13 protein-coding genes are annotated in these 18,290 nt (G+C 62.9%); 11 read left to right on the top strand and 2 right to left on the bottom strand.

What is annotated here, in order from left to right:
- Positions 1 to 7 precede the first annotated feature (7 nt).
- Together tssB and tssA are read right to left on the bottom strand one after the other, a co-directional pair.
- Positions 8 to 517: a type VI secretion system contractile sheath small subunit gene (gene tssB, locus PMI30_RS21645; RefSeq protein ID WP_007894500.1), complete on the bottom strand. Its 510-nt coding sequence runs from the start codon at positions 515 to 517 to the stop codon at positions 8 to 10.
- 80 nt (positions 518 to 597) lie between these two features.
- Positions 598 to 1,617 carry a type VI secretion system protein TssA gene (gene tssA, locus PMI30_RS21650; protein ID WP_008007699.1) on the bottom strand — a complete coding sequence of 340 codons (1,020 nt, stop codon included), beginning with the start codon at positions 1,615 to 1,617 and terminating at the stop codon, positions 598 to 600.
- Between the two features lie 404 nt (positions 1,618 to 2,021).
- Here tssA and tagH point away from each other — a divergent pair, with 404 nt between their 5' ends.
- The 11 genes from tagH (at position 2,022) to PMI30_RS21705 (ending at position 18,227) form a co-directional block, all read left to right on the top strand.
- The gene (tagH, locus tag PMI30_RS21655) at positions 2,022 to 3,428 is read left to right on the top strand and encodes a type VI secretion system-associated FHA domain protein TagH (RefSeq protein ID WP_008007696.1); all 1,407 of its coding nucleotides are present in this window, start codon (positions 2,022 to 2,024) and stop codon (positions 3,426 to 3,428) included.
- A 75-nt stretch (positions 3,429 to 3,503) separates the two neighbouring features.
- Positions 3,504 to 4,016 carry a type VI secretion system lipoprotein TssJ gene (tssJ, locus tag PMI30_RS21660; protein WP_007894506.1) on the top strand — a complete coding sequence of 171 codons (513 nt, stop codon included), beginning with the start codon at positions 3,504 to 3,506 and terminating at the stop codon, positions 4,014 to 4,016.
- A 16-nt stretch (positions 4,017 to 4,032) separates the two neighbouring features.
- Positions 4,033 to 5,367, top strand: a complete 1,335-nt coding sequence (gene tssK, locus PMI30_RS21665) for a type VI secretion system baseplate subunit TssK (RefSeq protein WP_007894507.1) — start codon at positions 4,033 to 4,035, stop codon at positions 5,365 to 5,367.
- Between the two features lie 6 nt (positions 5,368 to 5,373).
- The gene (locus tag PMI30_RS21670) at positions 5,374 to 6,672 is read left to right on the top strand and encodes a DotU family type VI secretion system protein (RefSeq protein ID WP_008007693.1); all 1,299 of its coding nucleotides are present in this window, start codon (positions 5,374 to 5,376) and stop codon (positions 6,670 to 6,672) included.
- On the top strand, positions 6,669 to 10,169 hold the full coding sequence (gene tssM / locus PMI30_RS21675; RefSeq protein WP_008007690.1) for a type VI secretion system membrane subunit TssM: 3,501 nt from the start codon (positions 6,669 to 6,671) through the stop codon (positions 10,167 to 10,169). The genes PMI30_RS21670 and tssM overlap by 4 nt, the downstream gene beginning before the upstream one ends.
- Entirely contained in the window at positions 10,166 to 10,816 is a 651-nt protein-coding gene (gene tagF / locus PMI30_RS21680) for a type VI secretion system-associated protein TagF (RefSeq protein ID WP_008007688.1), read from the top strand. The genes tssM and tagF overlap by 4 nt, the downstream gene beginning before the upstream one ends.
- Positions 10,817 to 11,548 carry a PP2C family protein-serine/threonine phosphatase gene (locus PMI30_RS21685; RefSeq protein WP_008007686.1) on the top strand — a complete coding sequence of 244 codons (732 nt, stop codon included), beginning with the start codon at positions 10,817 to 10,819 and terminating at the stop codon, positions 11,546 to 11,548.
- Positions 11,545 to 14,595 carry a serine/threonine-protein kinase gene (locus tag PMI30_RS21690; protein WP_008007684.1) on the top strand — a complete coding sequence of 1,017 codons (3,051 nt, stop codon included), beginning with the start codon at positions 11,545 to 11,547 and terminating at the stop codon, positions 14,593 to 14,595. The genes PMI30_RS21685 and PMI30_RS21690 overlap by 4 nt, the downstream gene beginning before the upstream one ends.
- Positions 14,595 to 15,311 carry an ABC transporter ATP-binding protein gene (locus PMI30_RS21695; RefSeq protein WP_008007681.1) on the top strand — a complete coding sequence of 239 codons (717 nt, stop codon included), beginning with the start codon at positions 14,595 to 14,597 and terminating at the stop codon, positions 15,309 to 15,311. The genes PMI30_RS21690 and PMI30_RS21695 overlap by 1 nt, the downstream gene beginning before the upstream one ends.
- Positions 15,311 to 16,507 (top strand): ABC transporter permease, encoded by a 1,197-nt coding sequence (locus tag PMI30_RS21700; protein WP_008007679.1) that lies wholly within the window; start codon positions 15,311 to 15,313, stop codon positions 16,505 to 16,507. The genes PMI30_RS21695 and PMI30_RS21700 overlap by 1 nt, the downstream gene beginning before the upstream one ends.
- Positions 16,500 to 18,227, top strand: coding sequence for a formylglycine-generating enzyme family protein (locus PMI30_RS21705; protein WP_008007678.1), 1,728 nt, complete (start codon positions 16,500 to 16,502; stop codon positions 18,225 to 18,227). Before PMI30_RS21700 ends, PMI30_RS21705 begins: the two co-directional genes overlap by 8 nt.
- Positions 18,228 to 18,290: the final 63 nt, after the last annotated feature.

Below are 18,290 nucleotides of genomic sequence, written 5' to 3'. Positions count from 1 at the left end.
GTCCTGATTAAGCCTGAGGCTCGGCTGGCTTCGGCGCACTGGCAAGCGCCTGGAGCAGCGCCGGATCCTTGATGGCCTTCATGATGATTTCTTCGGCACCGGTCTTGCCGTCCATGTAGGTCAGCAGGTTGGCCAGTTGGGTGCGCGCTTCGAGCAGCTTGTTCAGCGAGTCGACCTTGCGCGCCACGGCGGCCGGGCTGAAGTCGTCCATGCTTTCAAAGGTGATGTCCAGGCTCAGGTTGCCTTCGCCGGTCAGCTCGTTGGGCACGTGGAACGCGACGCGTGGCTGCATGGCCTTGAGGCGCGAGTCGAAGTTGTCGACATCCACTTCAAGAAACTTGCGATCGGCCACAGGCGCCAGAGGCTCGGCGGGCTTGCCGGCGAGGTCCGCCATGACGCCCATGACGAAGGGCAACTGGACCTTTTTCTCGGCGCCGTAGAGCTCGACGTCGTACTCGATCTGCACTCGAGGCGCGCGGTTGCGCGCGATGAATTTCTGAGAACTTTGCTTCGCCACGTTGCTGCTCCTGGTCGCTCAAGCGACGGTGTTGGCGTCATCGGTGGTACCGGTGACGTGACTGCGTGATCCGTTCGCTTTTATTCGCTGTCTGGTCCGCGCAGGTTTTCAAATTGGCTCATGCCGTCGGGAATCAGGTTGCGCACGATGGCCGCAAAGTCGGCGTGCACCAGATTCTTCGCCCGGTTCAACAGCACCGGCAGCGGGCTGGAGGGTTCATGACGGGTGTAGTACGCAAGAATCCGGTCCAGACTGCGCAGCACGTCGTCGCGGTTGTTGATTTCGCCAGTGCTGCGCGGTGTGCTCGGCGCGGTGGGGTGTTCAACCGACGCGGCACTGTCGTCGCTGATGGAATCGGACAGGGGAGTGTCGCCGCTCTGCGGGGCGAACTGGCCGAGAATCTGCAGGGCCATTTTTAGCGGTTGCTTCAACGGGCCAAGGTCAACGCCCTGGGCGGAACCGATTTGTTCGCTGATCTGTTGCTCGATGGCCTCGGCGACGCTACGGGCCTCGTGCAAAGCGGCGCGGGTGATTTCCAACTGTTCGGGATCGCTGTCGAGGAACGCCCCGGCGAGCTGCTCGGCGCCGAGGTTTTCGTCAGGGAAGCTTTGCAGGCCGCTGGCATTGGCGGCGGCGCGCAGGCTGACAGCGCCAAAGGTTCGCGAACGGGCCAGGATGCTTTCGCGTAGCAGGCGAATGGTGGCATCGGACGTCAGGCCGGCGAGGGCATTGATGCGCACGGTGGGGTCGTTGTTGTCTTCGGCATCCAGGCGCGGATGCAGGTCGGCCCAGTATTGCTTGAGCAATTCGCTGATCAGTGTCAGGACGCGGGCCAGGCCGGTGACGCCTTCGAGGGCAAGGGAACTTTGCAAAAGGAAATGGGTGATACGCAGGTCTTTGCTGCGTTGCAACAAATCCAGACTTTGCTGCTGGATGCTGCGCCATTCAGGGGGGGCGGCAGGCAATATCGAATCGCCCATGCTGCGCTCGGGCTGGCCTTGGGAATCGCGTTCCAGGCGCAAAAAATCCGCGTCATATTCCAAATCTTCGCCGCAAGGCGAAGTCGCGGAAACGGCGGCGAGCAGCAAAGGCACTTCCACTGAATTTGATCTCCATATCGCCCGTTCGAGAGTCGGGCCGTTCACATGTAAGTTCCAAATGGAACTTCACATGTTTCCTTGAGGGTAATGGCCTTTTAGATATGCGGTGATCTTAAAGTGCCATCATGTATATTCAAGAAGTTATGCATTTTTGGTGTAGTACTTATGGCTTGTCAAGGTAAGCTATTTCCTCTGTGTGACAGATGTGAGGTGCTTAACAACCTGCGCGACCGATAGGTCGAAGCAGGCACTAATGCAGGTTTTTTGTCACGCAAGCCGGTTAAGATCAGCAATCATGCCGGTAAAAAGCCGTTTCAAGGTTGTTTTTGCAAGGTTGTCGGAGCGAGTCTGGCGGGAGTGAATCCCGATTCGCCCGCGCGCAAAGTGTTCAGCAAGGAGGCAAGATGTCGCTGTGTTTGACTATCACTAGTTATCACAAAATTACCCCTGGCCAGTGCCCTGAGAAATCCATGGATCAGGGCGTGATGGCAATTGGCCGTAATTCTGATAATGACTGGGTATTGCCCGATCCAGAGCGTTTGGTGTCCGGCAAACATTGCGTTGTTCAATATAAAGATGGCCGGTATTACTTAACTGATAACAGCACTAACGGTGTGGAATTGGTCAAGGCCGGTATTCGTCTGCGCAAGGGCAACAGCGAGCCGTTGCAAGATGGCGAAGTTATCCGCATCGGTGATTATGAAATCCAGGCGCGTATCGATTTCAGTCTGCCGGTGACCGACGGCAACCCTTTCGCCAATTCGTCCAGCAGCTTCGAAGCCCTGATGGGGCGTCAGGGCGCCGTCGTGAATACGCCGACGTCGTTGCCCGTGACACCGCCTGCACATTTTCAGGGCGTATCGGCCATGGACACGATGCCGGACCTGTTCGACTTCCTGACACCGACCAGCGTCCCGCCGGCCACCCAGCCCGACCATGTCCCGGCCGAGCAGCATGACTTCCGCCCACCGACCCCTATTCCCGTCCCAACGCCCGTGGCCGGGCCTGCGCCGCTGGTGTCGGCCCCGGTGATTCCGGAAGATTGGGACCTGTTCAGCGACAAGCCTGCACCGGTGGCGATCGCCCCGCTGCCTGTTACAGAGGTTGCGCCGCCATCCGTACCTCACATCAGCGTACCGATCGAACCGGCACCCCTTTGCGAACCACCCGTGGCCGTCGTCGAACGCCTGGTCGATCCGGTCAGCCCGGCCGACAATTCTCAACCCGACCTGTTGCAAGCCTTTCTGCGCGGTGCCGGGCTGGATCAAGTGCGCCTGGACAAGGCGCAGGCCGAGGCACAAATGGAAAGCATCGGCCGCAGTTATCGGCTGATGGTCGAAGGCCTGATCGATGTCTTGCGCGCCCGTAGCAGCCTCAAGGGCGAGTTCCGCATTCAGCAGACGATGATTCAACCGGTGGAAAACAACCCGCTGAAATTCGCTCCCAACGTCGATGAAGCATTGCTGTTGCTGTTGCGCCACAGCAATCAGGCGTTCATGGCGCCGGACCTGGCCGTGCGCGACAGCTTCGATGACTTGCGTGCCCACCAATTGGCGGTGATGGCCGGCGTGGAAGCGGCGATCAAGCACCTGCTGGCGCGCTTCGAGCCGGGGCAACTGGAAGAGCGCATGGGCAAGCCCGGTGGCCTGTCGAGCATTTTCAATGGCTCGCGACAGGCCCAGTACTGGCAGCAGTTTACCGAGCTCTACAGCAATATTTCCCGCGAGGCCCAAGAGGATTTCCAGGACCTGTTCGGTCGTGAATTCAGCCGCGCCTACGAAGAACACAGTACAAGGCAGCGCCGCGGCTGAGCATCGCCATCGCATAGCGCCATTCATAGCAAAGAACGGAACAACGGATAGCTGAAACGTCATTGAGGACGCAGGATGATTCCCAGGTTTTTACTCGCAGTTGCCACCGCGCTTCTGCTGACCGCATGTGCCAAGGATGCGGCCAAACCCCAGCCCGAAGAGGCTGAGGCCGAGGCCGATACGGCCGCCGTCGAGTTGCACTTTCACGCCATTGCCGGGCTCAACCCCGGCGCCACTGGCCAGCCAGCCCCGGTCCGGGTGCGTATTTTCGAATTGAAAAATGCCGCCACCTTCGGCCGTTCCGATTATTTCGCACTGGCCGAACGGGCCCAGGCGACGCTCGGCGCCGATCTGATCGATCAGGACGAAGTGCTGATCCAGCCCGGCCAGCAGTTGAGCCTGCAGCGCGACCTCGACCCGGCCACCCGCCATATCGGCGTGCTGGTGGGGTATCGCGAGCTGGATCAGTCGTTGTGGCGCGCGGTGATGAATGTCCCGCCGCGCCAATACACCGAATACCAGATCAGCCTCGACGTGCGAGCCGTGCGCAGCGCCGTCGTGGTTTCCCCATCCAGCCCTGCCCAATAAGCAATCGGAGCCCCCCATGTCCTGGAACAATCGTGTGGTCTGGTCGGAAGGCATGTTCATTGGAACGCAGCACTTTCAGCAGCATGACCGTTACCTGGAGAACCTCATCGACGCCCGGAGCCGCCCGTTGTCGGCCGGCGCCTGGGGTTTCTCCGAATTGCTGATCGACCAGGGCCTGCTGGCCCAGGGCAAACTGGCGATTATCTCGGCGCGGGGCCTGTTGCCGGACGGCACGCCATTCAACATTCCCCAGGATGACCTGGCGCCGAGCCCGCTGAATGTCGATGACAACCTGCGCGATGGCTTGGTGTACCTGGCCTTGCCACTCAAGCGCGCCGGTGCGCGCGATACCGTTGACGAAGGCGAAGCCTTGGGCGCTGCGCGCTACGTGAGCCAGGTTCGCGAAGTACGGGACGACAACGCGCCGTTCGAAAACCAGGCCCCCGTGGCCGTGGGCTCGAGGGCGCTGCGATTGTTGGTAGCTCAGGATGGCATCAGCGACTACGCCGCCATCGGCCTGGTACGAATCAAGGAGAAACGCGCCGACCGAGCCTTGGTGCTCGACGACACTTACATCCCGCCGCTGCTGGATGTGGTCGCCTCCAATCCCCTGGCCGCGTTTCGCAGCGAACTGCTGGGCCTGCTGCATCAGCGCGGCGAAGCCCTCGCCGGGCGGGTGGTGGCGTCCGGTGCCGGCGGTGCCTCGGAGATTGCCGATTTCATGCTGCTGCAACTGGTCAACCGTGCCCAGCCGTTGATCCAGCACTTGAGCCAATTGAGCCCGTTGCACCCCGAGCGGTTCTACAGCGAGTTGGTGAGTCTGGCCGGCGAGTTCTCGACCTTTACCGCTTCCGGGCGGCGACCCCAGGAATACCCGCAGTACCAGCACGATGACTTGGCGCTGAGTTTCGCGCCGGTGATGCAAGCGCTGCGTGAGGCGCTGTCGATGCTGATCGACAGCAAGGCCACGCCGATTCCGATCGTCGAAAAAGCCTATGGCGTCCACGTCGCGATGCTGGCCGACAAGTCCCTGCTCGACAGCGCCAGCTTCATCCTGGTGGTGCGCGCCGACGTGCCCGCCGAAACCCTGCGCGGCCACTTCGGCCAACAGAGCAAAGTCGGCTCGGTGGAGCACATCCGCAACCTGGTCAACCTGCAATTACCGGGCATTGGCCTGCTGCCGCTGCCGGTGGCGCCACGGCAGATCCCGTATCACGCCGGCTCCACTTATTACGAACTGGACCGGGGCAGCGAGCATTGGCAGCAACTGGCCAACTCCGGCGGTTTTGCGTTCTACATAGCGGGGCAATTCCCGGGGCTGAACCTGGCTTTCTGGGCGATCCGAGGATAAACCGCAATGAGCAACGACGATCGTACCCAATTCATGCCGACACCCGGTGGCCGTGGCGCTGACCCGGTCCGCCCGGAGGCTGGTCGCGCCCAGGCCGCGCCACTTTCGATGCCGGCCGCGCCGCTTTTGATCGGCAAGGCCGAAGGTCTCAACCCCCTGGAGAGCGCCGCTGGCCCGTTGCTGGCTTTGCTGACCCGCTTGCGCAACACCATTGCCCACCCGGCACCGGCGAGCCTGCGCGCGCAATTACTGGCCTACCTGCGCCAGTTCGAGGAGCGCGCCGAGTCTGCCGGCGTGGTGCGCAACGATGTGTTGCTGGCCCGTTACGCCTTGTGCACCGCCCTGGATGAAGCAGTGTTGAGTACACCGTGGGGTGGTGCCAGTGACTGGGGCAAACAGAGCCTGCTGATCACCGTGCACAACGAAGCCTGGGGCGGCGAGAAGGTGTTCCAGCTGTTGGAACATTGCCTGCAAAGCCCCCGCGAACGTTTGTATCTGCTGGAGCTGTTGTACCTGTGCATGTGCCTGGGTTTCGAAGGGCGTTATCGGGTCATGAACGACGGTCGCAGCCAACTGGAAGCCTTGCGTGAACGCACCAGTGCAGTCATCCGCAGCGCCCGTGGCGATTATGAGCGTGAACTGTCGCCCCATTGGCGCGGCGTCACCGTGGCCCGCGACCGGCTGGCGCAATTCATGCCGCCTTGGATCGCCGTGGCCATCGGCGTGGCGTTGCTGCTGGCACTGCTATTCGGCCTGCGCTTGAAACTGGCCGCCGATGCCGAGCCGGTGTTTAAAAATATCCATGCGCTGGGCGAGATCCCGGTGCAGGCCATCGACCGTCCGGTGGTGCAACCGAAACTGATCGAGCGTCCCCGCCTGGCGGGCTTCCTCGCCGATGAAATCAAGGCCGGTCGGGTCGCTGTGGAAGATGCCGTTGACCGTTCAGTGGTGACCATCCGTGGCGATGAGCTGTTCGCCTCGGGCAGCGCCAGCATCGTCGACAATTTCCAGCCGCTGATGCTGCGCATCGCCGATGCCGTTCGCAAGGTCAAGGGCCAGGTCCGGGTGACCGGCCACAGTGACAATCGCCCGATTGCCACCTTGCGGTTTCCATCGAATTGGGCCTTGTCCGAGGCGCGGGCCAATTCGGTACTGCAAATCCTTTCAGCCAAGACCGGCCAGCCCGAACGCTTCAGCGCCGAAGGCCGCAGCGACACCGAACCGTTGGCCTCGAACGCTACAACAGAGGGCCGCGCACGCAACCGTCGGGTCGAAATCACAGTATTGGCGGAGGGGGTCGAGTGAAGGCGTTTTTCAGTTTTATCATCCGCTGGGTCATTCCGTTGCTGGGGCTGATCGCCCTGAGCCTGATCATCTGGTTTGTCGGGCCGCTGCTTGAATTCCTGGTGCCCGAAGGCCGGCGCTGGGCGCTGATCATTCTGGTGTTCGCGGTGTGGATCGCCTACCGGGTGTTTCGCATTATCCAGGCGCGCCGTCAGGCCGCCGAAGTCATGCGCAGCCTGGCGGCGCAAACCCCGCCAGACCCGACCAGCATCGCCACCTCTGAGGAGCTCGAAACCCTGCGCCAGCGCATGGACGAAGCCTTGGCGCTGTTGAAGAAAGCCAAGCTGGGCGGTGACGAGCGCCGTAACCTGTACGAGCTCCCGTGGTACGTGATCATCGGCCCGCCGGGTTCAGGCAAGACCACGGCGCTGGTCAATTCCGGGCTGCATTTTCCGTTGGCGGCGCAGTTGGGCGCCGGGGCGGTACGCGGCGTTGGTGGCACGCGCAATTGCGATTGGTGGTTTACCGATCAGGCCGTGCTGCTCGACACCGCAGGGCGCTACACCACCCAGGACAGCGACGCGACAGTCGATAAAGCCGCGTGGCTGGGTTTTCTCGGCCTGTTGAAAAAACAGCGGGCCCGGCGTCCGATCGATGGCGCGTTTATCGCCATCAGCCTCTCCGACCTGCTGCTGGGCAGCGACGCCGAGCGCGCTGCCCATGCCGCCGCGATCCGCCTGCGTATCCAGGAGCTGTACACGCAACTGGGCGTGCGCTTTCCGATCTACCTGATGCTGACCAAGCTCGATCTGGTGCCTGGGTTCATGGAGTATTTCGATACCCTGAGCAAGGAAGAGCGAGCGCAGGTCTGGGGTATGACCTTTGCCCTGGACGACGGTAAAAACAATGACAGCCCACTGGCTCATCTGCAAAGCGAATTCACTGGCCTGGAACAGCGCCTCAACGATCGTTTGGTGGAGCGTTTGCAACAGGAACGCGACCCGGCGCGGCGCGATCTGATCTACGGCTTCCCGCAACAGTTCGGCGCGTTGAAAGATTGCCTGCAAAGCTTCCTTGAGGGCGTATTCAAACCCAACGCCTTTGAAGAGCGGGTGCTGTTGCGCGGGGTGTATTTCACCAGCGGCACCCAGGAAGGCAGCCCTATTGACCGGCTGATCGGCTCCATGGCCCAGAGCATGAACCTGGACCGCCAGCACCTGGCGCGCCAGAACGGCACCGGGCGCAGTTACTTCATCGAAAAACTCTTCAGCGCCGTGGCCTTTGCCGAGCGTGGACTGGTGGGGGTTAACCCGAAAGTCGAACGCCGACGCAAGTGGATTGCCCGGGGCGTGCTGGCCTCGACCGTGGTGCTGGTACTGGTGGTCGGGACCTTGTGGTGGGTCAGTTACCGCGCCAACCAGGCGTATATCGCGCAAGTCGATCAGAAAGTTGCACCCCTGGGCCAGTCCGTGCAGAACCTCAGCCCGGCACAACGGGACGTGCTTGCAGTGTTGCCTTTGCTCAACGCGGTAAAGCACCTGGCCGACGATTCGCCGAACTGGGCCGAAGGCCTGGGCCTGTATCAGGGCGACATGCTTGAAGCCGAGTCTGGCAGCGTCTATCGCAAGTTGTTGATCGCGGTCTTCGCGCCACGCTTGCTCACGCGCATCGAAGAGCAACTGCACGGCGGCGGCAATTCGGACTTCCTTTACGAAGGCTTGAAGGCCTACCTGATGCTCGCCGACAGCGAGCATTACGATGCCGACTTCATCAAGGCGTGGATCGCCCTGGATTGGGATCGCAGCCTGCCGCGCGACTTGCCGGCCGAGCAGCGTCTGGCCCTGGAGGAGCACTTGCAGGCGCTGTTCGAGCGCCATCCGCCCACCGCACGTCTGGACCCGCGCCTGATCGACGATCTGCGTCGGCAGTTGCAGCAGCTGCCGGTGGCCCAGCGCGTCTATGACCGGGTCAAGCGGCAGAAACTGCCGGACGGCATCCCGGACTTTCGTATCAACGAAGCGGCCGGGCGTGATGCCGCGCTGGTGTTCAGCCGCAAGAGCGGCAAGCCGCTGGGCGAACCCTTGAGCGGCTTCTTCACGGCCAAGGGTTACCGCCAAGGGTTTTTGCTGACCAGCCTGAACCAGACCGGCACTCTGGCCGAGGAGCAGTGGGTGCTCGGTCGCGACCAGGCAGAACAACAGAACGTCGTCAGCCTGGCCGCCGACGTGCGCCGCCTGTACTTCCAGGATTACCAGCGCCAGTGGGACGCCTTGCTGGCTGATATCGACTTCGTGCCGATCACCAGCGTGGCCCAGGCCGCCGATGTGTTGCGGGTGATTTCCGGCCCGACCTCGCCGTTGAAAAAACTGCTGGTAGCGGTGGCGAAGGAAACCGACCTGCAACAGGAAGAACGCCTGCTGGCCGCCAAGGGCGCGCCGGTGGAGGGCGGGGTCGACAAGCTCAAGGAGCGCTTGGGCACTTTGCTCGGCCAGGAGCAGGCGACGCAAAACACAGCGGATGCCAGTGAAGATCCAATCACCGCGCATTTTGCCGAACTCAACCGCATCGTCAGCAAAAACGAAGGCGAACCGGCGGCCATTGACGGCCTGCTGGCCGACATGAACGCCCTGTATGTGCAGGTCAGTGCCATGGTCGGCGCCAGCGGCGACGCCTTGCTCGGCGAAGCCAAGAACCAGGCCGCAGCGGCCGCGACACGGGTCAGCCTCAACGCCGAACGTCAGCCGCCACTGGTGCAGGGCCTAGTCAAATCGGTGGTCAACTCCACCACCAACAGCATGATGGGCGGGGTACGCAATCAACTGAACGCGGCCTGGACCAGTGAAGTGGTGAACATCTATCGCCAGTCGCTAGCCGGGCGCTATCCGATGTCGCCGGGCAGTGCGCGGGACGCGACCCTGGATGATTTTGGCCAGTTCTTCGGCGTGGGCGGGGTGATGGACAACTATTTCCGCAAATACCTGCAGCCGTACGTGGATACCTCGACCCAGGCCTGGCGTTGGCAACCGGGCGCCGCACAGAAGCTCGGCATCGCCCCGGGCGTGCTGCAAACCTTCCAGCGGGCAGCGACCATCCGGGATGCGTTTTTCCGTTCCGGCGGCACCCAGCCGATGGTGCGCTTCGAACTCAAGCCAGTGGCGATGGACGCCACCATCACCCAGTTTTTGCTCGACCTCGACGGCCAGCAATTGAGCTACGACCACGGCCCGAGTCGCCCCACCTCCATGCAATGGCCCAACCCCGGCAGCATCGGCGTGGTGCGGATCTCGATCATGCCGCCCTCGTCCAGCGGTCGATCGGGCATCACCCTGGACGGGCCCTGGGCCTGGTTCCGCCTGTTGGAACAATCGGACCTGACCGCCGGCAACTCGCCGGATCGCTTCAACCTGCGGTTGCGGGTCGACGGCGCCAGCGTCTCTTATGAGCTGCGGGCCAACAGTGCCTTCAACCCGTTCAAGAGCCGTGTGCTCAGCGGTTTCAGCCTGCCGGAGCGTTTATGAGCACGCCAGGCTTCTATGGAAAGTTGGCCAGTCGCGGGGACTTTGTCAGCCGTGGCTTGCCGCAGAGTTTTATCGGCCCCTGGGATTCGTGGCTGGCGGCGGGCCTGCTCGCCAGCCAGAGCCTCGGGGACCGTTGGCTGGATGCCTATCTGGTCAGTCCGCTGTGGCGCTTCATGCTCGGGCCCGGTGTGTGTGGGCCGCAGGCCGCCGTTGGGGTGGTGATGCCGAGCATCGATCGGGTTGGCCGGTATTTTCCGCTGACCGTCGCGGTGCTGCTGGATCACGACGCTGATCCGGCGTCGGTGGTGGGCGGCTCGGATGTCTGGTTTGAGCAAGTCGAGCAATTGCTGTTGAGCACGTTGAGCGTGGAGGCGAGCTTCGAAGCCTTCGGTGCAGGGCTGGAGACGCTGGGCAGCCCGGCTTGCCTGTCACGCGCGCCAAGCAGCCGTTTTGCCGGCCTGCATCGTTTTGATGCCACCGACCCGAAGGCGCGAATGACCGCGCTTGCCGAACTGGCCTGCGAAGGCGCAAGCCTGTGGTGGGGCCAGGGTTCGGAGCGTATCGCCCCTGCTTTATTGCGGTGCCAGGGCCTGCCGGCCGCCGCTGATTTTGCGCAATTTTTGCTCGGCCAAGAAGGTGTTGTGTAGATGTGTTCACGCGTTGGAAAGACGTTCAAGTCCGCAAGCAAGAGCCATGTCGGCATGGTCCGCCAGGTTAACGAAGACGCTTGCCTGGACCGGCCGGAAAACGGCCTGTGGGTGGTCGCCGATGGCATGGGCGGGCACGCGGCGGGCGACTACGTCAGCAGCCTGATCGTCGATAGCCTGCGCAACGTTGCCGTAGGCCGTTCGCTGGATGAATACGTCGCGGCGCTGAAAACCGACCTGCTGCGGGTCAACGCCGCCGTGCGTGAAGAAACCGCCAACCGCGGCGTGACCATGATGGGCAGCACCGTGGTGGCGTTGGTGACGCGTGACTTGCGCGGAGTGTGCTTGTGGGCGGGTGACAGCCGTTTGTATCGCCTGCGTGACGGCCTGCTCGAAGGCATCTCGCGGGACCACAGTTACGTTCAGGATCTGCAGGACAGCGGCCTGCTCAGCGAAGCTGAAGCCCGGGTGCATCCACGGTCCAATATTGTCACCCGCGCTGTTGGGGTAGGGGCGCAACTGGAGCTGGCGAAGGTCGATCTGCTGTTGATGCCTGGCGACAGTTACCTGCTGTGCAGCGATGGGCTGACCAAGACCGTCGAGGACCATGAAATCAGCGAGGTGCTGAGCCACGACGAACCCGGTGAAATCGCCAGCAGCCTGGTGTCCCTGGGCCTGATGCGTGGTGCTCCGGACAACATCACCGTCATCGTCGTGAAGGTGCCTTCATGAACCCCACCGTGAACATTCTGATCCCCGGCTATGACATCGACGGCGAGATCGGCGAAGGCGCCATGGCCAGCGTTTACCTGGCGACCCAGCGCTCGCTGGAGCGCAAGGTGGCCTTGAAGGTCATGGCCGCCGCGCTGGCGGCCGACCCGAGTTTCTGCGAGCGCTTCCTGCGCGAAGGTAAAACCCTGGCGCGCCTGTCTCACCCGCATACGGTCACCATCCATGACATCGGCCATGTCGGTGAACTGTATTACATGGCCATGGAATTCCTGCCCAACGGCACGCTCAAGGAGCGCATCGCCGCCGGCCTGACGCCGGAACAGGGCCTGATCTACATCCGTCATATCGCTTCGGCCCTGGGCTATGCCCATGGGCTGGGGCTGGTTCATCGCGACGTCAAACCGGCAAACATTCTGTTCCGCGCCGATGGCACGGCGGTGCTCTCCGACTTTGGCATCGCCAAGTCCATGGACGACCGCACCCAGTTCACCCAGGCCGGTTTCGCTGTCGGTACTCCCAGCTACATGAGCCCCGAACAGGCGCGCGGCCAGGATATCGATGGCCGAGCCGATCTTTATGCCCTGGGCGTGGTGCTCTACGAAATCCTCGTTGGCAAACTGCCGTATACCGGCAACGACGCACTCTCAACGGCCCTGGCGCATTTGACAGAACCGTTGCCGGAGCTGCCAGTGCACCACGGTCGCTATCAAGAGGTGCTGCGCAAGCTGTTGGCCAAGGATCCGGCCGACCGTTTCGCGGATGCAGCGGCGCTGTTGCAGGCGCTGGATAATCTGCCTCGGGAATCGGTTGAAGCGACCACGATCCGGCCGTTGCCAATTCCGGTAGTACCGATTGCGGTGAGCAATGACCTGGCGGGACTGACTCCAGTGTCCATCGATATACCGACCGGCCCCGCGCAGCCACAACCTCGATCCAATCCTGTTGCGCCGACTGTGAAGCCGACGCCGTCGTCCACGGTCTCGGAGCAGCGAAAGGGGCCGGTGTTCGCACTCGCCGCCGTCGCGGTGGCCGTGGCGCTGGTCTTGGGTGGCGCGGGTTATTGGTGGCTGTCCGGTGACGTCGAAGCCGAGGCCGACGCCAAGGTGCCGGTGGTTTCGGCACCGCCGGGCAGCCCGCCGCCGACCGTGGCGCCACCCGTAAACCCTCCCGTGGCGACGGAGGTCGATGGCGGACAGCGGCCGCTGCTGATGGCCGGCAAAAAAACCTTGTTCCAGCGGGTACTCAGCAAGCCGGGGGCGAAACTCGCCAGCGAACCGGGGGCCACCCCTGACAAGGCCTTGCCGGCGTTTTCCGTGCTTTACGTCTATCAGCGCAAAGAGGTTGATGGCAGCCCGTGGCTGCGTGTCGGCGCCGCCACCGACGGGCGCAGTGACGGCTGGTTGCCGGCCGCGCAAGTCAGCGACTGGAAGCAAAGCCTGGTGCTCAAGTTCACCGAACGCTCCGGCCGCGCGCCGGTGATGTTCCTGCGTCAGCCCGGCGAAGTGGAGAGGCTGCTGGCAGATCCGTCGGCGGCAAAAAACCTGTTGCTCAAGGCCCAGCAGAATCACGAAGACAACCAGCAGGTACTGGCCCTGGAACCGGCCGCCAGTGCGGTGCCGCAGAATCAGTTTTACCTGTTACCGATCTTCGATTCACGTGAGAGCTTCGATGAGAACGGCCAGCCGGTGCAGTTGCTGAACGTGGCGTCCATCGACCCCGGTGATGCTCCGAAGGTCACTGCCAACAACACGCCAATGACTACCGCTAACGCCGACGCGTTCCGCACCGCCGTGGTGTTGGTCGTTGACACCACCGTGTCCATGCAGCCCTACATCGATCAGGTCCGCGACGTAGTACACCAACTGCAAACCCGCATCGCCGAGCGGGGCGAGCAGGACAGTGTCAGTTTCGGCCTGGTGGGGTTTCGCAGCAGCACCCAGAAAACCCCGGGCCTGGAATACGTCGCCAAGACCTTGATCACCCTGGACCAAGGCCGCGACCCACAGCGCTTCATGGACCTGGCGCGGCAGGTCAAGGCGTCCACGGTCTCGAGCCATTCGTTCAACGAAGATGCGTTTGCCGGTGTGATGGAAGCAGTCGAGGGCATGGACTGGTCCGGCTATGGCGGGCGCCTGATCCTGTTGGTCACCGATGCCGGTGCCTTGCGCAAGAACGACCCGTATGCCGCCACGCAAATGAACGAGGCCGAAGTGCGCCAGGCTGCGCTGGGCAAGCAGATCAAGATCTACGCCTTGCACCTGCTCAGCGATGCCGGCAAGAAAACCCACAGCGGTGCGCAAAGCCAATACCGCACCCTGACCGCCGACGCCAACCCGCAGATCGGCGACCTGTACATTCCGGTGCCGGGCGCCGATGTACGCAAGTTCGGTGAGCGGGTGGACGAGATCGGTTCGGTGTTTGCCGACCTGGTGCATCAGGTGCGTAGCGACAAGCCGCAAACCGTGCCGCTGCTGAGCGCCGCGCCGAGCCTGAGCGACAAATCGGCGGCCGTCGGCTATGCGATGCACATGGACTTCCTGGGGCGTAAAGCCGCCAGCCAGGCGCCGCAACTGGTCAGCGCCTGGACCGCCGACCGCGACCTGACCAACCCGGCACTGCCGGCGTTCCAGGTGTGCGTGATGCTGACCAAGTTGCAGCTCAATGACTTGCAGCAATCGCTGAAACTGATCGTCGATGCCGCTCGCAAGACCCAGACCTCGCCGAAGAATTTCTTCCAGGAAATCGCCAGTGCCAGTGCCTACATGAGCCGCGATCCCTCGGCCTTGCGCAAGGGTGGCAACCTGGCCGATGGCGGGGTGCTGGGGGAGTACCTGGAAGGGCTGCCCTATCGCAGCAAATCGCTGAACATGACCCAGGATTTGTGGCTTTCCCTGAGCGTGGCCGAGCAGGAGGATTTTATCGACGAGCTGGATTCGAAGATCCGCCTCTACGAAACCTTCCACAACGACTTGGCCAACTGGGTGCGGTTCGGCGATGCCGAACCGGGTGATGCCTTGTACCGCGTTCCATTGTCGACGCTGCCGTAATGATGAACCTCAGCGCAGTGCACAAAAACCGGGGCGCCGGCAGTCAACGCTACAGCCTGGTGATCCCTCGGCTGCAACTGCGTGCCGGTGAGCAACTGGCGGTGGTCGGTCCCAGTGGCTGCGGCAAAAGCACCTTGCTGGATTTGCTGGCGCTGGTGCTGGCTCCGGATCAGGCCGGGCAATTTGATTTTGCACCCGGCCAAACCCGCACAGACATTACCGGGCTGTGGCACGCAGAGGCGCAAAGTGCCTTGGCGGACCTGCGCCGCCGGCACTTGGGCTACGTGCTGCAAACCGGTGGCCTGCTGGATTTTATGGACGTGCGCGGGAACATCGGCCTGTCGCGCAAACTGCTCGGTTTGAAAGACGACGGCAGCGTGGATCGCCTGGCCGGGGCGTTGGATATCGTCGATCAACTGGGCAAGAGGCCGGGCGACTTGTCCGTCGGCCAACGGCAACGGGTGAGTTGCGCCCGCGCCTTGGCCCATGGGCCGCGTTTGCTGCTGGCCGATGAGCCGACCGCCGCCCTCGATCCGCTAAACGCGGAACGAGTGATGCAGTTGCTGGTGACCCAGGCCCGCGAACACGGTGTGTGCTGCGTCGTCGCCACCCACGATGAGTCACTGGCCCGCGCCAGCGGTTTGCAGGTGCGGCGCATCAGTTGTCATCGCGACGTTGATGGCGGTGTCACCGCCACCCTCGGGGAGGCCTGCTGATGCGCAGCGCGCTGGTGGCTTCCCTGGCCTGGCAGGATTACCGCAACGATGCGTGGCTGTCGGCCTGTTCGGTGCTGGCGCTGGTGGCGGTGGTCGCGCCGCTGCTGGTGCTGTTCGGCTTGAAATTCGGCCTGGTCAGCAGTTTGACCGAGCGCCTGGAAAACGACCCGGCCACCCGGGAAATCATTCCCCTGGGCGGCGGTCGGTTCGGTGCCGCGTTTATCGAACAGTTGAGCCGGCGCGACGACGTGGCTTTCGCCTTGCCGCGCACCCGGCAGATTGCCGCGACGGCGGACCTGACCGCTGGCGCTGCGACGGTGACCGTCGAAATGATCCCCACCGCCAACAACGATCCGTTGCTCGGCAGCTTGCCGGTGCCCCAAGGGCTGGACCAGGTGCTGCTCAGCCAGACCGCCGCCGAAAAGCTCGGGGCCAAGGCCGGTGATTGGCTGCAGGCCAGCGTCGGTCGGCAAGTGGCCGGTCGTGGCGAGGCGCAGCGCACTCGCGTCCAGGTGCTGCGCGTACTGCCGCTGGAAGCCTTCGCCCGGGACGGCTTGTTCGCACCGTTGGCCCTGCTGGAAGCAGCTGAAGATTACCGGGACGGCCGCGCCGTGCCAGCGCTCGGTTGGCCGGGGGAGTCGGTGGGTGTGACGGAGCAACGGGTGTACCCGGCGTTTCGTCTGTACGCCCGTCGTCTCACGGATGTCGAGCCGCTGCGCCAGTACTTCGCCGCACAGAATCTGCTGGTCTCGACCCAGGCCCAGGCCATCGCCCAGGTGCAATCGCTGAGCCGCAACTTGTCGATCGTATTCTGGATCATCGCCGGATTGGCTTTGTCGGGAGCATTTGCGGCGATTTTTGCCGGTGCGCTGGCGGCGGTCGAGCGCAAGCGTCGAGCGTTGTCGGTGTTGCGCCTGCTGGGATTTTCCACGGCGGCGCTGTTGCTGTTTGTTGTGTTGCAGGCGCTGTACAGCGCCGGCCTCGCGGCCCTGTTGAGCGCCGGGCTGTATGGCCTGGCGCAATCGGGCCTGAACCATTTATTTGCGCAGGCGCCGGGCGAATACGCCAGTCATCTGCTGGTGCATCACTACGCGTGGGCCTTGGTAGCCGTGCTCGGCGTCAGCGTCGTGGCGGCGGCCTGTGGTGGCTGGCGAGTGGCGCGTATCCAGGCGTTTGAAGGAATCCGAGATGTATAAGTTACTGGGCGCCGCCGTGGCGCTGAGCCTGGCCAGCATCGTCTGGGCAGATGAGAGCACCGACAAACTGGACAACCCCAAGCCGTTGCCCGATGACGTCAGCCTGCCGTTGCCGTGCGAAGGGCAGATGGTGTTCCGCTACGTGTACATTTTGGCCGAGGGCACCCTGGATGATCGCGAGATCAGCCTCGGCTATCCCTTCAGCGAGGGCGAGGCCGGTTATCAACAGTCGTTCATTTCCGGTTACCGCCGGGACTTTATCAACGGCCAGTTCACCCTCAAGGATCTGCCCAAGGATTGGGGCAAGACCATCACGCCGTTGATGCCCAAGACAGACACCAAGACCCCGCTCAAACCGATGCTCTATTTCATCGGCAAATACGAAGTCACCGCCCGCCAATACGCTCAGGTCATGGCCCAGGCGCAATCGCTGGCCAGCGGCGAGCCGGCGCCCACCTGCGAGGCACTGCAAGCGGAGGCGCCGCAAGGCATGGCCGGGCGTTTGCCCAAGGTGAAGTTGTCGCGATTCGAGGCCGAACGCTTCTCGGCGGTGTACAGCGCCTGGCTGATGAAATACCACAAGGACCTGCTACCGGTGAGCGGTCGCGGTACCTCGGCTGAAGACGGTGGGCTGGGTTTTGTGCGCTTGCCGACCGAAGTCGAGTGGGAATTTGCCGCCCGTGGCGGGCAGGCCATCAGCCGTCAGGATTTGGAAGGGCGCCTGTTTCCCCGGCGCCTTGAGGGCAGCGAAAGCGACGGGCCACTGGCCGATTGGGCGGTGTTCAACCAAGTCGCCGGTGGCACCGGTCAGGCAGCGCGGTTGATGCCGATCGGTACCAAACTGCCAAACCCCATCGGCCTGTTCGACGTGATCGGCAACGCCGCCGAAATGGTCCAGGAGTCCTTCCAGCTCGTGCATGCCGGACGCCGCCAAGGCACCTACGGCGGCTTCGTGGTCAAGGGCGGCAACTACCTGGAAGGCGAGGGCACCTTGTTTACCGGGATGCGTCGCGAGTACCCGCTGTTCGCCGCCGACGGCACCGAGCAAAACAACGAAACCACCGGGTTCCGGGTGGCGATTGGCGCGTTGTCGGCGCCACGTTCGCGCTACAAGGAACTGTTCGTCCAGTGGGAAAAGGAAGGTCGGCTGGCTTCGCTGACCGATGCCATCGACGACGCCCAGGACCCGACCAAACGCCTGGACAGCATCATTGCTGCCAGTGTCGATCCACGCCTGCAAGCCGAACTCGGGCTGGTCAACGAAGAGCTCAAGCGCAACGTCTCGCTCATCGCCCAGCAGCGCGAGGAAGCGGCCGGCAACCTGATCCAGTCGGCGGCCCTGGTGGCCGAGACCGTCAACAACTACAACATTCGCCTGACCAATTTGCAGAAGAGTCGCCAGCAAGCCGTGGACGCCAAGGACGAGGCCAGCGCCAAGCTGTTCGCCACGGCCATAGACAATGGCCGCAGCGCGCTGGACGGCGCGGTGGCGATCTACATCGACAACCTGGCGACCGGCACGCGCTACACCGATGCCGTGATCCAGGCGCAGTTTCAACGCATCAAGGAAGAGTTGGAGCGCAAGCCGGTACTGGGCAAAAGCCTGGTAACGCGCGCAACGTTATTCGTTCGCCATGTCGGTGATTATCGTCAGCAACGACGAGCCGACCCGGCGGCGATATTGAAGGAATTGCTCGCATCGAACGCTCAGCGGTCTTGATCGTTCGTTGTACAGCGAGCTTGGAAGGGACTCAGGCGGCGGTGGGCCGTGCTGAGCTGGTCA

It is taken from the genome of Pseudomonas sp. GM50 (genome assembly GCF_000282375.1).
Taxonomy (GTDB): Bacteria; Pseudomonadota; Gammaproteobacteria; order Pseudomonadales; family Pseudomonadaceae; genus Aquipseudomonas.
The sequence above is the reverse complement of the archived record's forward strand: the minus strand, read 5'-3'. Positions and strand labels throughout refer to the sequence as shown.